Source organism: Streptomyces sp. NPDC050145, from assembly GCF_044460245.1.
Taxonomy (GTDB): domain Bacteria; phylum Actinomycetota; class Actinomycetes; order Streptomycetales; family Streptomycetaceae; genus Streptomyces.
On sequence record NZ_JBITJS010000017.1, the window covers coordinates 48,881 to 64,675 of the forward strand.

At 71.0% G+C, this 15,795-nt stretch carries 9 protein-coding genes; 7 read left to right on the forward strand and 2 right to left on the reverse strand.

What is annotated here, in order from left to right:
• The first annotated feature begins 88 nt into the window (after positions 1-88).
• From ACIBTU_RS29960 to hflX, 3 genes are all read left to right on the forward strand, one after another.
• Positions 89-2,209, forward strand: a complete 2,121-nt coding sequence (locus ACIBTU_RS29960) for a RelA/SpoT family protein (RefSeq protein WP_399129669.1) — start codon at positions 89-91, stop codon at positions 2,207-2,209.
• A gap of 77 nt (positions 2,210-2,286) precedes the next feature.
• Positions 2,287-3,753 carry a M1 family metallopeptidase gene (locus ACIBTU_RS29965; protein WP_399129670.1) on the forward strand — a complete coding sequence of 489 codons (1,467 nt, stop codon included), beginning with the start codon at positions 2,287-2,289 and terminating at the stop codon, positions 3,751-3,753.
• 241 nt (positions 3,754-3,994) lie between these two features.
• Positions 3,995-5,491 carry a GTPase HflX gene (gene hflX, locus ACIBTU_RS29970; RefSeq protein WP_399129671.1) on the forward strand — a complete coding sequence of 499 codons (1,497 nt, stop codon included), beginning with the start codon at positions 3,995-3,997 and terminating at the stop codon, positions 5,489-5,491.
• A 142-nt stretch (positions 5,492-5,633) separates the two neighbouring features.
• On the opposite strand, the gene ACIBTU_RS29975 is transcribed toward hflX, so the two are convergent.
• Together ACIBTU_RS29975 and ACIBTU_RS29980 are read right to left on the reverse strand one after the other, a co-directional pair.
• Positions 5,634-6,830, reverse strand: coding sequence for a trypsin-like serine peptidase (locus tag ACIBTU_RS29975; protein ID WP_399129672.1), 1,197 nt, complete (start codon positions 6,828-6,830; stop codon positions 5,634-5,636).
• Positions 6,831-7,128: 298 nt separating this feature from the next.
• A complete protein-coding gene (locus tag ACIBTU_RS29980) occupies positions 7,129-8,352 on the reverse strand; it encodes a trypsin-like serine peptidase (protein ID WP_399129673.1) in 1,224 nt (407 codons plus the stop codon).
• A gap of 612 nt (positions 8,353-8,964) precedes the next feature.
• Between ACIBTU_RS29980 and ACIBTU_RS29985 the strand changes: the two genes are divergently transcribed.
• The 4 genes from ACIBTU_RS29985 (at position 8,965) to ACIBTU_RS30000 (ending at position 15,784) form a co-directional block, all read left to right on the forward strand.
• On the forward strand, positions 8,965-10,572 hold the full coding sequence (locus ACIBTU_RS29985) for a diaminobutyrate--2-oxoglutarate transaminase family protein (protein ID WP_399129674.1): 1,608 nt from the start codon (positions 8,965-8,967) through the stop codon (positions 10,570-10,572).
• A 112-nt stretch (positions 10,573-10,684) separates the two neighbouring features.
• Positions 10,685-12,799 carry an IucA/IucC family protein gene (locus ACIBTU_RS29990; protein WP_399129675.1) on the forward strand — a complete coding sequence of 705 codons (2,115 nt, stop codon included), beginning with the start codon at positions 10,685-10,687 and terminating at the stop codon, positions 12,797-12,799.
• A 207-nt stretch (positions 12,800-13,006) separates the two neighbouring features.
• Complete coding sequence (locus ACIBTU_RS29995; RefSeq protein WP_399129676.1) at positions 13,007-13,813, forward strand: GNAT family N-acetyltransferase; 807 nt, start codon at positions 13,007-13,009, stop codon at positions 13,811-13,813.
• A gap of 42 nt (positions 13,814-13,855) precedes the next feature.
• Complete coding sequence (locus ACIBTU_RS30000; protein ID WP_399129677.1) at positions 13,856-15,784, forward strand: IucA/IucC family protein; 1,929 nt, start codon at positions 13,856-13,858, stop codon at positions 15,782-15,784.
• Positions 15,785-15,795: the final 11 nt, after the last annotated feature.

Consider the following 15,795-nt stretch of genomic DNA (forward strand, 5'->3'; position numbering starts at 1 on the left):
GCCACGTGATGGGCTCGGTAGCATCAAGCACCGGTCCGGACGGGTGCCCCCGCCAGCCCGCCGCCGGTCGATCAAGCCGGAGGTGCTCATGAGTGCGGAGGCGACCAACCCCGCGACGCCCGGGCCGATCACGCCCGAAGCACCTCGCAGGCGTGCCCGCCCACGGATCGACCTGCGCCGACTCGGCCGGGCCGCGCTGCTCGGCTCCGCGACCCGCGACCGGCTCCCGGACGCGATCGGCCACGTCGTCGAGGCCCACCGCGCGCACTATCCGGACTCCGACCTGGAGCCGCTGCGCCGCGCCTATGTGCTCGCCGAGTCCTCGCACCGCGGTCAGATGCGCAAGAGCGGCGAGCCGTACATCACGCACCCGCTCGCCGTCACGCTGATCCTGGCCGAGCTCGGCGCCGAGGCCACCACCCTGACCGCCTCCCTGCTCCACGACACGGTCGAGGACACCGACGTCACCCTCGACCAGGTGCGCAGCGAGTTCGGCGAGGAGGTCGCCTATCTGGTCGACGGCGTCACCAAACTCGAGAAGGTCGACTACGGGGCCGCGGCCGAGCCCGAGACCTTCCGCAAGATGCTCGTCGCCACCGGCAACGACGTGCGCGTCATGTCGATCAAGCTCGCCGACCGCCTGCACAACATGCGCACCCTCGGCGTCATGCGCCAGGAGAAGCAGGAACGGATCGCCAAGGTCACCCGGGACGTCCTGATCCCGCTCGCCGAGCGACTCGGCGTCCAGGCGCTCAAGACCGAGCTGGAAGACCTCGTCTTCGCGATCCTGCACCCCGAGGAGTACAAACAGACCAGGGAGCTCATCGCGGCGAACGCGGCCCGCGCGGAGCATCCCCTCGACGAGATCGCCGAAGAGGTGCGCGGCGTGCTGCGCGAGGCGGGCATCACCGCCGAAGTCCTCATCCGGCCCCGGCACTTCGTCTCCGTGCACCGCGTGCGACGCAAGCGCGGCGAGCTGCGCGGCGCCGACTTCGGGCGCCTGCTCGTCCTCGTCTCCGAGGACGCGGACTGTTACGGCGTCCTCGGCGAGCTGCACACCTGCTTCACGCCCGTCGTCTCGGAGTTCAAGGACTTCATCGCCGTCCCGAAGTTCAACCTGTACCAGTCGCTGCACACCGCCGTGGCCCGCGCCGACGGCGAGGTCGCCGAAGTCCTCATCCGCACGCACCAGATGCACAAGGTCGCCGAGGCCGGCGTCGTCGCCCTCGGCAATCCCTACACGCCCTCCGGCGAGGAGCACCTGGACACCGTCGGCGAGCGCTCCGACCCCACCCGCCCCGGCTGGCTCTCCCGCCTCCTCGACTGGCAGCAGTCGGCGCCCGACGCCGACACGTTCTGGTCGACGCTGCGCGAGGACCTGGCGCAGGACCGCGAGATCACCGTGTTCCGGCCCGACGGCGGCACCATCGGCCTGCCCGCGGGCGCCAGCTGCATCGACGCCGCCTACGCCCAGTACGGGGAGGACGCCCACGCGTGCATCGGCGCGCGGGTCAACGGGCGCCTGGCCGCGCTCGGCACCGTCCTCGCCGACGGCGACACCGTGCAGCTCCTGATGGACCAGGACGCGGCCTCCGAGCCGTCCCTCGACTGGCTGGACCACGCCAAGACCCCGGCCGCCCGCATCGCCATCCGACGCTGGCTCACCGCGCACCCCGAGGGCCCCCGCGCCCCGGAGCCGGAACCGGAGCCGCGCGCCGCCTACAGCGGCCCCTCGGCCCGCCCTGCTGCGGCGAACGCGGTGGTCGACCAGCCGGGCGCCACCGTGCGCCTCGCGGGCTGCTGCACGCCCGTACCGCCCGACGAGATCACCGCCTTCGCGGTCCGCGGCGGCGTCGTCACCGTGCACCGCGTCGAGTGTTCCGGCGTGGCGCGCATGAAAGCGGCCGGGCGCCCGGAGATCGGCGTGCGCTGGGCCGACGCCGAGACCGCCGAGTACCGCGTGACGCTGATCGCCGAGTCCTTCAGCCGCCCGCACCTCCTCGCCGACCTCACCGAAGCCATAGCGCTCGAGGGCGTCGCCATCATCTCGGCGACCGTCGACCCGCCCGACCAGGGCCGCGTCCGCCACACGTACACCCTCCAACTCCCGGACGCGGACCGCCTCCAGAACCTGATGCGGGCGATGCGCAACGTGCCGGGCGTGTACGACGTGGACCGCGCCCGGCACGCCGCCGCCGGGGCGCACTGAGCGAACCCGGGGTCTCGTTCGGGTGGTCCGGCGCGTGCCGTCCGGGCCTTCGGGGCGCGCGCTGATAGCCGTAGGGGATGCTGCTCAGCTCCCGAACGCCCCGCACCGCCGCACTGCTCGCCGCCGGTGTCTCCCTCGCCGTGATCGCCGCCGCCGCGCCGCAGTCCGCGACCCCGCTCGGCGTGGGCGACCGCCTCTTCCCGCACCTCGGCAACCCCGGCTACGACGTGCAGTCGTACGACATCGCCTTCACCTACCGGGGCGACAACAGCAAGCCGCTCGACGCCGTCACCAAGATCGACGCGCAGGCGACCGACATGCTCGACCGGATCAACCTCGACTTCTCGCACGGCACGGTGCGCTCCGTGAAGGTCAACGGCCTGCGGGCGGACTTCACGACGAAGGGCGAGGACCTGGTTGTCGAGCCGACGCGGTCGGTCGTGCCGGGGCAGCCGCTCCACATCACCGTGGAGCACACCAGCGACCCCGTGCCCGGCAAGGAGGAGATCGGCTGGGTGCGCACCAAGGACGGCCTCGCGATGGCCAACCAGGCGGACGCCGCGCACCGGGTCTTCCCGTGCAACGACCACCCGTCGGACAAGGCGTACTTCACGTTCCACGTCCGCACGCCGAAGGGACTGACCGCCGTCGCCAACGGGCGGTCCGTGAGCACCACGCGCGCGGGGGGCACCACCGACTGGACCTACCGCACCGAACACCCCATGGCCACGGAGCTGGCCCAGGTCTCCATCGGCCACTCGTCCGTCCTGCGCCGCGAAGGGCCGCACGGACTGGAGGTACGGGACGTGGTGCGCACCCAGGACGTCAAGACGCTCGACCCGTGGCTCGCCAAGACCCCCGCGCAGATCTCCTGGATGGAGAGCAAGGTCGGCCGCTACCCGTTCGAGAACTACGGGCTCGTCATCGCGGACGCCACCACCGGCTTCGAACTCGAGACCCAGACGCTCTCCCTCTTCGAGCGCGACCTCTTCACCCGCGCCGAGTACCCGAAGTGGTACGTCGAGTCGGTCATGGTCCACGAACTCGCCCACCAGTGGTTCGGCGACAGCGTCAGCCCGCGCACCTGGTCCGACGTGTGGCTCAACGAGGGACACGCCACCTGGTACGAGGAGCTGTACGCGCAGGAGAAGGGCGAGCGCCCCATGGAGAAGCGGATGCGCGCCGCCTACGGGGCGTCGGACGCCATGCGCGCCGCCGGAGGGCCGCCGGCCGCGCCGAAGAGCCCGGCGCCGGGCGAGAAGATCAGCATTTTCCGGCCGGTCGTCTACGACGGTGCGGCACTCGTCCTCTACGCGCTGCGCCAGGAGATCGGCAAGGCGGCCTTCGAGAGCCTGGAGCGGCAGTGGGTGGGCACGCACCGCGACGGCACGGCCACGACCGCCGACTTCGTCGCGCTCGCCTCACAGATCGCCGGACGCGACCTGACCGGCTTCTTCGACGCCTGGCTGTACGGGAAGAAGACGCCGCCGATGCCGGGACACCCGGACTGGAAGATCGAGCAGGTGAAAGCCGCGACGAAGTAGGCTTCGGCCCGGCGTACCGGGGAAAAACCCTGATGACGAGACGCCCCGTTCCGTGCGAACATCTTCAGGTCGACGGCGCGGAACGGCCGGCGGGGCCACCGGGAATCCTGGGGTCGGGCCGAGCGTTGTCACAGGTGACGGAGCCTGGTCTCCGTCACGAGTTCCGAAGTCCCGCAGCAGTACCCCCAGACGTAGACACAGTCGTCACCACAACAGTTGTCACCACAGACGTAAGGATCCAATGACCTCCTCTTCTTCCCCTTCCCAGGAAGCGCAGAACCTCGCGCAGAACTACCCCGAAGGTCTTCGGGCCGATGCCCTGATGGAAGAGGACGTCGCCTGGAGCCACGAGATCGACGGAGACCGGGACGGCGAGCAGTTCGACCGCTCCGAGCGCGCGGCCCTGCGCCGCGTCGTGGGCCTCTCCACCGAGCTCGAGGACGTCACCGAGGTCGAGTACCGACAGCTCCGTCTGGAGCGTGTGGTGCTTGTCGGTGTGTGGACCTCGGGAACGGTTCATGACGCGGAGAATTCCCTCGCGGAGCTGGCCGCCCTCGCCGAGACCGCGGGCGCGCTCGTGCTCGACGGCGTCGTGCAGCGCCGGGACAAGCCCGACGCGGCGACGTACATCGGCTCGGGCAAGGCCCTCGAACTGCGCGACATCGTGCTCGAGACCGGAGCCGACACCGTCGTGTGCGACGGTGAGCTCAGCCCCGGCCAGCTCATCCACCTCGAGGACGTCGTCAAGGTCAAGGTGGTCGACCGGACCGCGCTGATCCTCGACATCTTCGCCCAGCACGCCAAGTCCCGAGAGGGCAAGGCGCAGGTCGCCCTCGCGCAGATGCAGTACATGCTGCCGCGCCTGCGCGGCTGGGGTCAGTCGCTGTCCCGGCAGATGGGTGGCGGCGGCGGTGGCGGCATGGCCACCCGTGGTCCCGGTGAGACCAAGATCGAGACGGACCGGCGACGGATCCGCGAGAAGATGGCGAAGATGCGCCGTGAGATCGCGGAGATGAAGACGGGCCGCGACATCAAGCGCCAGGAGCGCAAGCGCAACAAGGTGCCCTCGGTCGCCATCGCCGGTTACACGAACGCGGGCAAGTCGTCCCTGCTCAACCGCCTCACGGGCGCGGGCGTCCTGGTGGAGAACGCACTGTTCGCCACCCTGGACCCGACCGTCCGCAGGGCCGAGACGCCCAGCGGCCGGCTCTACACGCTGGCCGACACGGTCGGTTTCGTCCGGCACCTGCCGCACCACCTCGTCGAGGCGTTCCGCTCCACGATGGAGGAGGTCGGCGACTCCGACCTGATCCTCCACGTGGTCGACGGTTCGCACCCGGCGCCGGAGGAGCAGCTCGCCGCCGTGCGTGAGGTCATCCGCGACGTCGGGGCCACCGAGGTCCCCGAGATCGTGGTGATCAACAAGGCGGACGCCGCGGACCCGCTGGTGCTCCAGCGTCTGATGCGCGTCGAGAAGCACTCGATCGCCGTCTCCGCCCGTACGGGCGCCGGTATGGAGGAGCTGCTCGCGCTCATCGACGCCGAGCTGCCGCGCCCCGAGGTCGAGGTGGAGGCACTCGTGCCGTACACCCACGGCCAGCTGGTGGCGCGGGCGCACTCGGACGGTGAGGTGATCTCCGAGGAGCACACCCCGGAGGGCACGCTCCTGAAGGCGCGCGTCCACGAGGAGCTGGCGGCCGAGCTCGCGCCGTACGCTCCGGCGGCGATCGCGAGCTGACGCGGCGCCGTCCCGCACGGCAGCACGACAGACAGGAGGGCCCGCCCCGATTCGCTCGGGGCGGGCCCTCCTGTCTGTGTCAGACGTCGTACGCCAGCCGGTCGGTCGGCGACTACCGGCCGACCGGCTGTCGTACCGCTCGCTACTGGCTGCCGTACTTCTCGCTCATGGTGTCGAAGACCTGCTTGGCCTCGTCGCCGAGCTGCGGTCCGGCCAGCCAGGTGTTGTCCGCCGGGCCGATCGACGTGTTCGACACCAGGACCGTCTTGTCACCGCGGACGCGGAACCAGCCACCGCCGGACGAGCCACCCGTCATCGTGCAGCCGATGCGGTACATCGTCGGCAGCGTCGATTCGAGCGACAGCCGGCCCGGACGGTCGAGGCACTTGTGCATCAGCAGACCGTCGTACGGCGGCGCGGCCGGGTAGCCCCAGGCACCCATCGAACCGACCGACTGCACGGACGGCTTGGTGAAGTCGACGTCGAGCGCGTTCCCGACCGTCTCCTCCAGGGACTTGGTGCCCTGCTCGGGCTTCACGTGCAGCACCGCGAAGTCGTACGGAGCGCCCTCGCCGCCGGTCGGGCCGCCGCCGTTGATCCACTCGTTCGAGGTCGACGCCCAGTCCGCCCAGTACGAGCCGTACGGGGCGATCTCCTGCTGCGTCGCGTTGCGCAGGGCGTCAGCGGACTTGCCCATGTCGTTGTAGGACGGCACGAACATGATGTTGCGGTACCAGCCGCCCGCCGAACCGGCGTGCACGCAGTGACCCGCGGTCCACACCAGGTTCGAACGGCCCGGGTTGCGCGGGTCCTTGACGACCGTGCCCGAGCAGACCATCGAACCCTCGGGGGAGTCGAAGAAGACCTTGCCGACCGGCGCGGCGTTCTCGTGGTACGGCGTCTTCTCCGGACGGGCCCGCACGGGGGAGGGGTCCGGGTCGGAGACACCCTGGTCGTCCGCGTAGTCCTTCGCCGCGATCGTCTTGTCGGGATCCTTCGCGGACTTCATCCGCTCCGGCTTCCACAGCCCGTCGATGACCGGGTTCACGAAGTCCTTGGCTTCGCGCAGCCAGTCGTCCTTGCTCCAGTTCTTCCAGGCGCCGTCCTTCCACTTGTCGGGGTCGATGCCGTGCTCCTTGAGCCGGTCGGCGATGTCCCCGGGCAGCTTGGCGCCGTCAGAACCCTGCGACGCGCCGGCGGCGGGCTTGCCGCCCGCGGCGTCGTCCTTGCTGTCGTTGCAGGCCGTGGCGGTCAGCGCCAGGACCACGGCGAGTCCGGTCACGGCGAGAGCGCCGCGACGCCCCCGCACGCGCGTGGCGGACGGACGTATGGAACGCATGGTGCGAGTACCCCCGAGTGAAAAACGTGCGTCGGACCCGGCGGAGCGACACCGCCGTCGACGCGGAACTGTCATGAGCGTGTCATGAGCGGAGTGCATGTTCCTGTGGACCCGCTGTGACACAGCACCCCACTATGCCTGTGAGGTCGAGGACGAACTGCGGCGGGGTGGTGAAGGTTTCCGCACTCCCGCCGGAGATCCGGACGAACCGCCGGACGAACCGCCGGGCGGACCGGCCGGGGCGGGCCCGGCAGCGCCTTCCGCGCTGCCCGGAGCCCACCACGAACCGGAACGGCTGCTACTGCCCGGCGTACTTCTTGCTCACCGCGTCGTAGATCCCCTTGGCCTCCTTGCCAAGGCGCGGACCGGCGAGCCAGCCCGAAGTCACCGGACCGATCGAGGTGTTGGACACCAGCGCCGGCTTGCCGTCGGAACCCTGGCCGACCCAGCCACCGCCGGACGAACCACCGGTCATCGTGCAGCCGATGCGGTACATCGTCGGGTCCGTGTCGTTCAGCGACAGCCGGCCCGGCTTGTCGGCGCACTGGTACAGCTTCTGGCCGTCGTACGGCGGCGCCGCCGGGTAGCCCTTCGCCGTCAGCTGCGAGATCTCCGGCACTGCCGGGGCGTTGAAGTTCACCGGAAGCGCGGAACCCACCGTCTCCTCCAGCGACTTGCCCGTGCTGCCCTTCTCCGGCGTCACGTGGATCGCGGCGAAGTCGTACGGAGCACCCTGACCACCGGTCGGACCACCCTGCTCGATCCACTGGTCGGAGGTCTGCGCCCAGGAACCCCACCACACGCCGTACGGGGCGACCTCGCTCTTGGCGGCACCCTGGAGCTGGTCCGCCGACTTGCCACCGTTGTTGTACGACGGCACGAACGCGATGTTCCGGTACCAGCCGCCGTCCTTGCCCGCGTGGACACAGTGGCCGGCCGTCCAGATCATGTTCGACTTGCCGGGGTGCGCCGGGTCGGTGACGACCGTGGCCGAGCACACCATCGAACCCTCGGGCCCGTCGAAGAACAGCTTGCCCGCGTACGGAGCACTGTCGTGGTACGGCGTCGCGGCAGCGGCGGCCTTCACCGGCTTCGGCGTCGGGTCGGTCACACCCTGGTCGCCCGAGATGTCGTTGTCGTCGACCTCGTGATCCGGGTTCTTGTCGGCGTCCCGCATACGGTCCGAGTCCCACAGACCGTCGATGATGGGATTGACGAAGTCCTTCGCCTCACGAAGCCACTTGTCCTTGTCCCAGTTCTTCCACTCGCCGCCCTTCCACTTGTCCAGATCGATCCCGTGCTCCTTGAGCCGGTCCTTGATGTCGTCCGGAACCTGGATGCCGTCGCCCTCCGCGGGCGAGGCGGCCGACGGCTTGCTGTTCGCGTCGTCCTCGGTCGGACCGCACGCGGTGGCGGTCAGCGTGAGGACGGCGCCGAGCGCAACGGCCGCCACCACGGGGGTCGTTCTCCCGCGCGCGCTCTTTGCGCGGCGAGCGGCGAACAGCGGGCGTGTGGGTCGCATGTCGTGAATCCCCCTGGGCTTCGTCATCGTTGCACTGCCGTACTCGTGCGGGGGACGGGTGCCTTGAGCCCCTCCCCGAACGGCACCCCACACTATGCCGGTGCCGTCGGGGCCGACCGACGGATCCGCAACGGTTCGGCTACAAGGCGACCACCCCCTTCCGCCTCCCCTCACCCCCGCCATGGCCTGCGATTCCGTTGCTCCGTCCCGACCTCGGAACGGTCCGGCCGGCGCCCGTCGGCATACGCTCGCGCAGGACCAACCAGGACCGAGCGGCACCAAAGGGGACGGAGCGCGAGCCCGGCTCGGCCCACCGTCGACAGGGCGCGGAGCACTCCACATCTCCACTGCGAACGGATCGACCCGACCGCGCCGCCCCTACTCCGCGTGACGGCGGCGTGACAAAGGTCTCGTCACGAGTCGATGCACGACCCGTGTTCCTCACGCCCCCTCGTCGTTGGTACGCACGGGGGATTCGCAGTCGGCGCGCAGCCCTCGGTCCGTCCCGGCCCGGCGCCCGGACAGCCGTACGAAGCGCGCACCGCTGCGTGCCGCCCACAGGTGAGCCGACGACCCCTGTCGGCCGTACGCCCAGCGGGAGGACCAGCAGACGTGGCCGTGACCGATCCTTCGCCCGTGCCGGCGGCCGCCCCGCACGACGCGGCGGCGCGCGGAGCAACCGCACGCGGCACCACCGAGCACGAGGGAATCCTGCGCCGCCAGTCCGCGCGGGAGTCGGCCGCGCGGACCTACGCGCGAGCGCTGCCGATCGTGCCCGTACGGGCACGGGGGCTCACCATCGAGGGCGCCGACGGCCGCCGCTATCTGGACTGCCTCTCCGGAGCCGGCACGCTCGCCCTGGGCCACAACCACCCCGTGGTGCTCGAAGCCATCCGCGGTGTCCTCGACTCGGGTGCCCCGCTGCACGTCCTCGACCTCGCCACGCCGGTGAAGGACGCCTTCACCACCGAGCTGTTCCGCACCCTGCCGCCCGGCCTCGCCGAGCGCGCCCGCGTACAGTTCTGCGGCCCCGCAGGGACGGACGCCGTCGAGGCCGCGCTCAAACTCGTCCGCGCCGCCACCGGCCGCACCGGCCTGCTCGCCTTCACCGGCGCCTACCACGGGATGACCGCGGGAGCGCTCGCCGCGTCCGGTGGTGCCACGGACGTCCGCGTCACGCGCCTGCCCTACCCCCAGGACTACCGCTGCCCCTTCGGCGTCGGCGGCCCCCGCGGCGCCGAACTCGCCGCCCACTGGACCGAGTCGCTCCTCGACGACACCAAAGCGGGAGTACCCCAGCCGGCCGGGATGATCCTCGAACCCGTACAGGGCGAGGGCGGGGTGATCCCGGCCCCCGACGCCTGGCTGCGCCGGATGCGCTACATCACGGAGCAACGCTCGATCCCTCTCATCGCCGACGAGGTGCAGACGGGCGTCGGCCGCACCGGAGCGTTCTGGGCCGTCGACCACAGCGGGGTCGTCCCCGACGTCATGGTCCTGTCCAAGGCGATCGGCGGCAGCCTCCCGCTCGCCGTCATCGTCTACCGCGACAACCTCGACGTCTGGCCCCCGGGCGCCCACGCAGGCACCTTCCGCGGCAACCAACTTGCCATGGCCGCGGGCGCCGCCACCCTGGCCTACGTCAGGGAGAACGACCTCGCCGCCCGCGCCGCCACCCTCGGCGCCCGCATGCTCGACCAACTCAACGCCCTGGCCAAGGAGTTTCCGTACATCGGTGACGTCCGCGGCCGGGGTCTCATGATCGGCGTCGAGCTGGTCGACCCCGATCCGTCCTCGGGCGGACCCATGTCCGGCGCCTCCTCCGCCTCTACGTCCGCTTCCTTGCCCACGACCGGGACCGAAGGCCGGGTCCTCCACCGGGGCGGCGCCGGGATTCCCGCGCAGAGCCTCGACGCACGGGGCCACGATGTGCGGCGCGAGGACGCGCGCAACGGTGACCTCTTCACTGGCAGACCCGACCAGACCGAGGACCCGCTCTTCGCGAACCACCCTGCGCCGCGTCCGGCGGCACCGGGCATCGCCGGCGCCGTACGCGACGCCTGTCTGGAGCGCGGGCTCATCGTCGAACTCGGCGGACGCCACTCCAGCGTCGTACGCCTCCTGCCGCCGCTCACGATCACCGACGAGCAGGCCGCCGCCGTCATCGACCGGCTCGCGGACGCGTTCGCGGCCGTCGCCCGAACCCGGCACCTCACCTAGCCGGAGCCGGCCCAGCCCCCAGCGGCCCGCCCCGCCCCGCCGCGGAATCGGCACACCGGACCGACCGGACCACCGCATCACGGAGCCCACCACCCCACGCGAGGAAGCCCCCTTGAACGCGACTCCCGCCTCCGACGGCCGTCCCCGACCCTCCGCCGGCACCTGCGACACACAGTCCCCTCTCGCCGTGGCCCGGGACACCGTCCCCCGCCAGAAGACCGCCGACGGCCAGGACGGAGACCGGCCGGGCACCCCCTCCGGAGGCATCGACCTCCTGGAACACGCCGACGCCGCAACCGCCGCCCAGTCGGCCGCGATCGAGAACCTGCTGCGCTGCTGGGTCCGTGAGAACAACATCGCTCCTCCTTCCCGCGGCCCGCTCCGCATCCCCCTGCCCGCGAGCGGCACCGCACTTCTCGTCCCTGTCCACTACTGGTCACCCACCGGCTGGCACCGCTTCGGCCTGCCTCGCCTCGAGGACGGCCCCCGCTCCGCGCCCTACGCGGACGCCGTCACCGTCGCCGCCCTGCTGAGCCGCGAATCCGGGCCCGGCACAGAAGGCTCCGCCGACGCCCCCGCGCCCGAAGATTCCGGAGACGAGAAGGCGGCGAGCGCGACAACGCAGGCAGGACGGACGGCGCCGGGTGCCGACGGGGATGAGCCCGGAGCAACAGCCGGCTGCCAGGTGGCCACGTCCGTGTCCGACCTGCCTGCTGACCTGCCTGCCGACCTGCTCCCCGGCCCCGACCCCGCCCCCGTACCTTCCGGTGACGGCAGCGACCTGGTCGGCCGGGTCGCCGACTCGGTCCGGCGCACCGCCGAATTCATCGCCGACCGACGCCTCCGGCCCGTCGACGTACTGGACCGCTTCCTCGCCGGCGAGCAGTCCCTGCTCCTCGGACACCCCCTGCACCCCACTCCGAAGAGCCGCGAAGGCCTCTCCGAATCCGAGGGGCGTCTGTACTCACCCGAAGTGCGCGGCTCCTTCCCCCTCCACTGGATCGCCGTCTCACCCGACGTACTGGCCCAGGACTCCGCCTGGACCGAGCGCGGCCGTCCCGTCACCGCCGCCGACCTGACCTCCCAACTCGCCGGCACCGCACTGCCGCTGCCCCCTGGCTGGGCCGCGCTCCCCGTGCACCCCTGGCAGGCACGAGAGCTTCAGCACCGCGCCGACACCACGGCCCTCTTCGACTCCGGCCTGCTGCGCGACCTCGGCGCCCACGGCGACGCCTGGTACCCCACCTCCTCGGTCCGCACCCTGTACCGACCCGACTCCCCGGCGATGCTCAAGCTCTCCCTCGGCCTGCGCATCACCAACTCCCGCAGGGAGAACCTCCGTAAGGAACTCCACCGGGGCGTGGAGGTCCACCGTCTCCTCCGCACCGGTCTCGCCGCGCAATGGCGTGCCGCGCACCCCGGCTTCGACATCGTCAGAGACCCGGCGTGGCTCGCTGTCGACGCGCCGTCCGGCGACCCCGTGCCCGGCCTCGACGTGATGATCCGCAACAACCCCTTCGATCAGGGCGACGCCTGCTGCGTCGCCGGCCTCGTCTCACCGCGTCCCTCCACCAGCCCCATGGACCACCGGGCCGACAGCCACCCACTGAGCTCCCGTCTCGCCGACCTCGTCACCGGTCTCGCCGCGCGCACGGGCAGATCCCTCGGAGCCGTCTCCACCGAGTGGTTCCTGCGCTACCTGGAGCACGTCGTGCGCCCGGTGCTCTGGCTCGACAGCGAGGCAGGCATCGCCCTGGAGGCCCACCAACAGAACACGGTGCTGCTGCTGGACCCCGACGGCTGGCCGGCCGGCGGGCGCTATCGCGACAACCAGGGCTACTACTTCCGAGAGTCCCGTCGGATCGAGCTCGACGGCCGGCTTCCCGGCATCGGGCAACGCAGTGACACCTTCGTCTCCGACGAGGTCACCGACGAGCGCTTCGCCTACTACCTCGGCATCAACAACGTCCTCGGCCTCATCGGAGCCTTCGGCTCCCAACGGCTCGCGGACGAGCGCCTGTTGCTCGCAGCCTTCCGTCGTTTCCTCGAAGGCGCCGCCACCGGTCCCGACCGCCTGCGCAGCCCGCTCCCCAGCCGGCTGCTGGAGACGACCTCCCTGCGCTGCAAGGCGAACCTGCTCACCCGGCTCCACGGCCTCGACGAGCTCGTCGGCCCGGTCGACACCCAGTCCGTCTACGTCACCATCGCCAACCCGCTCCTTTCCTGAGGGGTTTCCTCCGTCTCGATCGTTTCCCCTCTGTCTCCCCCGACCTTTCCCGCTACCTCCCTCTGACCCCGGCTCGGGCACCCCCTTTGTCTCCGGCTCTGGCACTGCCTCTGTCACCGCTCTCCGCCCAGGGAAGCCCGGCGTACCTGGCCAGCCCTTCCGCGTGCGTAGCGCCCCACCTCACTCACCGTCCGAGAGGAACCCGCCGTGCCCCCGACCGATGCGAGCACCGACGCCGGTACCGCCCCCACCGCCGATCCGGCCGTCACCGCATCCCGCGCGGAGGACGAGGACGGCCGGGACACCGTGGACCTGAGGCTCCCCGACGAGTTGCTCGACCTCATCGCCGAGCAGGACGGCGCCCTGCCCGCGGCCCGGCCCGCCGGCGAGCAGTGGCCGAGCCCGGACCCGCTGCCCCCGCTCGAGCACGACCTGCTCGACAACGTGGGGGAGTGGGGTCCCGCCGCTGCACCCGCAGGTGTCTTCCAACTCGTGCCCGTACGGCTCGACCGGGACCTGGACCTCATCAGCCGATGGATGAACGACCCGGCCGTGTCGGCCTTCTGGGAACTCGCGGGCCCGGACACCGTCACCGCGGAACACCTGCGCCCGCAGCTCAATGGCGACGGCCGTAGCGTCCCCTGCCTCGGCGTCCTGGACGGCACGCCGATGAGCTACTGGGAGATCTACCGCGCCGACCTGGACCCGCTCGCCCGCTACTACCCGGCCCGCCCCCACGACACAGGAATCCATCTGCTCATCGGCGGAGTCGCCGACCGAGGGCGAGGTCTCGGCACGGCCCTGCTCACAGCGGTCGCGGACCTGATCCTCGACCACCGGCCCTCCTGCGCACGTGTCGTGGCAGAACCCGACATCCGCAACACCCCTTCCGTCTCAGCCTTTCTGAGCGCCGGCTTCCGTCTCTCCGCCGAGGTCGACCTGCCGGACAAGCGGGCCGCGCTCATGGTCCGTGACCGAGCTCTGCGCTCCGTGCTGCGAGCCGATCACTCTTAGTACACCGCTCACCCCGATCCGGTTCCCTCGCGAGGAGGCCCCGTGCCGCATCCGTCCGACGCACCGAGTTCCACCGAGCCGCACGCGCTGTACGACCCGCCCGAGCTGACGCGTGAGAACTGGGGCCGGGCAGGTGCGCGGCTGCTCGCCAAGCTCATCGCCGAGTTCAGTTACGAGGAGATCCTCAGCCCGGCGCCCGTCGGCAGCCCCACCCAGACGCTTCCACAGAGCGGCGCCTCCACCGACACGGATCTGCCCGAGGCGGCGGTGACGGATCGACAGGCCTACGCCCTGGCGGTCCCCGGCGGTTCCGCCTCAGGTGACGACGCGACCCTCCGCTTCTGCGCTCGCCGAGGCGCGTACGGCAGTTGGCAGATCGACCCGGATTCCCTGACCTGGGCCGCCGAGGCGGCGGACCCGGCGACCGGCGAGCTCGGGCGTCCCGCCACAGACCCGCTGGACTTCGTCATCCGGGCGCGCGAACTCCTCGGGCTCGACGGCACCACGCTCGGGCACCTCATCCGCGAACTGACCGTCACCCTCGCCGCCGACGCCCGGCTTGACCACACCGCGCTCAGCGCCGCGCAGCTCGCCGACCTCGGATACGCCGAGCTGGAGGGACACCAGACCGGCCACCCCTGGCTCGTCCTGAACAAGGGCCGTCTCGGCTTCTCCGCCACCGACGCGGCCCGCTGGGCCCCCGAGGCCCGACGCCGTACGACCCTCCCCTGGATCGCCGTCCACACCAGCCTCGCCACCTATCGCGGAGTGGCAGGACTCGCATCGGCAGAGTCCCTCTACGCCCGCGAACTGGAGCCCGAGACAAGGGAACTCTTCGTCCAGACCCTGCGCGGCCGGGGCCTGGATCCCGGCGACTACCTCTGTCTGCCCGTCCATCCCTGGCAGTGGGACGACATCGTCCTGCCGCTCTTCGCGCCCGCCGTCGCCGACGGCACCATCGTCCCGCTCCCGTGCGACGGCGACCTGCGCCTGCCACAGCAGTCCATCCGCACCTTCCTCAACATCAGCCGCCCCGAGCGGCTCACGGTGAAACTGCCGTTGTCGATCCTCAACACCCTTGTATGGCGCGGGCTCCCCACAGAACGCACGATCGCGGCGCCGGCCGTCACCACATGGATGAGGACACTGCGCGACGCCGACCCCTTCCTGAGGGACGAGTGCGGCGTCATCCTGCTGGGAGAAGTGGCCTCGGTGGCCGTCGAACACCCCTTGTACGACCGACTGGACGAAGTCCCCTACCAGTACAAGGAACTCCTGGGCGCGATCTGGCGCGAGCCCGTGACGCGCCACCTGGCCGCGGGCGAGCGCGCCCGCACGCTCGCCTCCTTGCTGCACAGCGATCCCCAGGGGCGCGCATTCGTCGCCGAGCTGGTCGAGCGTTCAGGACTCGACCCCAAGACCTGGCTGACCCGGCTCTTCGCCGCGCTGCTGCCGCCCCTGCTGCGCTTCCTCTATCACTACGGCACCGTCTTCTCGCCTCATGGAGAGAACGCCATCGTCGTCTTCGACGAACAGGACGTTCCGGTCCGTCTGGCGGTCAAGGACTTCGTGGACGACGTCAACATCAGTGCCGAGCCTCTGGCCGAGCACGAGGCGATGCCCCAGGACGTACGCGACGTCCTGCTCACGGAACGTCCCGACTTCCTGACGCAGTTCATCCACTCGGGACTCTTCGTGGGCGTCTTCCGCCACCTGGCGCCGCTGTGCGAGGAGCAGCTGGGTGTGCCCGAGCACGCGTTCTGGTCGCTGGTACGGGCCGAGATCCTGCACCACCAGGCGCGCTTTCCCGAGCTCAAGGACCGGTACGAGATGTTCGACCTGCTCACTCCCCGTATCGAGCGGCTGTGCCTGAACCGGAACCGTCTGCACCTGGACGGCTACCGCGACCGCGCCCACCGGCCGCACGCCGCTGTGCACGGCACCGTGGCCAACCCCCTGCACCAACCGTGATCGCGGGATTG

Excerpts from the sequence above, each read along its gene's own strand:
- ACIBTU_RS29975 (WP_399129672.1), bottom strand. The coding sequence starts at position 6,830 with ATGCGTTCCATACGTCCGTCCGCCACGCGCGTGCGGGGGCGTCGCGGC.
- ACIBTU_RS29965 (WP_399129670.1), top strand. The coding sequence starts at position 2,287 with ATGCTGCTCAGCTCCCGAACGCCCCGCACCGCCGCACTGCTCGCCGCC.
- ACIBTU_RS29980 (WP_399129673.1), bottom strand. The coding sequence starts at position 8,352 with ATGCGACCCACACGCCCGCTGTTCGCCGCTCGCCGCGCAAAGAGCGCG.
- hflX (WP_399129671.1), top strand. The coding sequence starts at position 3,995 with ATGACCTCCTCTTCTTCCCCTTCCCAGGAAGCGCAGAACCTCGCGCAG.
- ACIBTU_RS29960 (WP_399129669.1), top strand. The coding sequence starts at position 89 with ATGAGTGCGGAGGCGACCAACCCCGCGACGCCCGGGCCGATCACGCCC.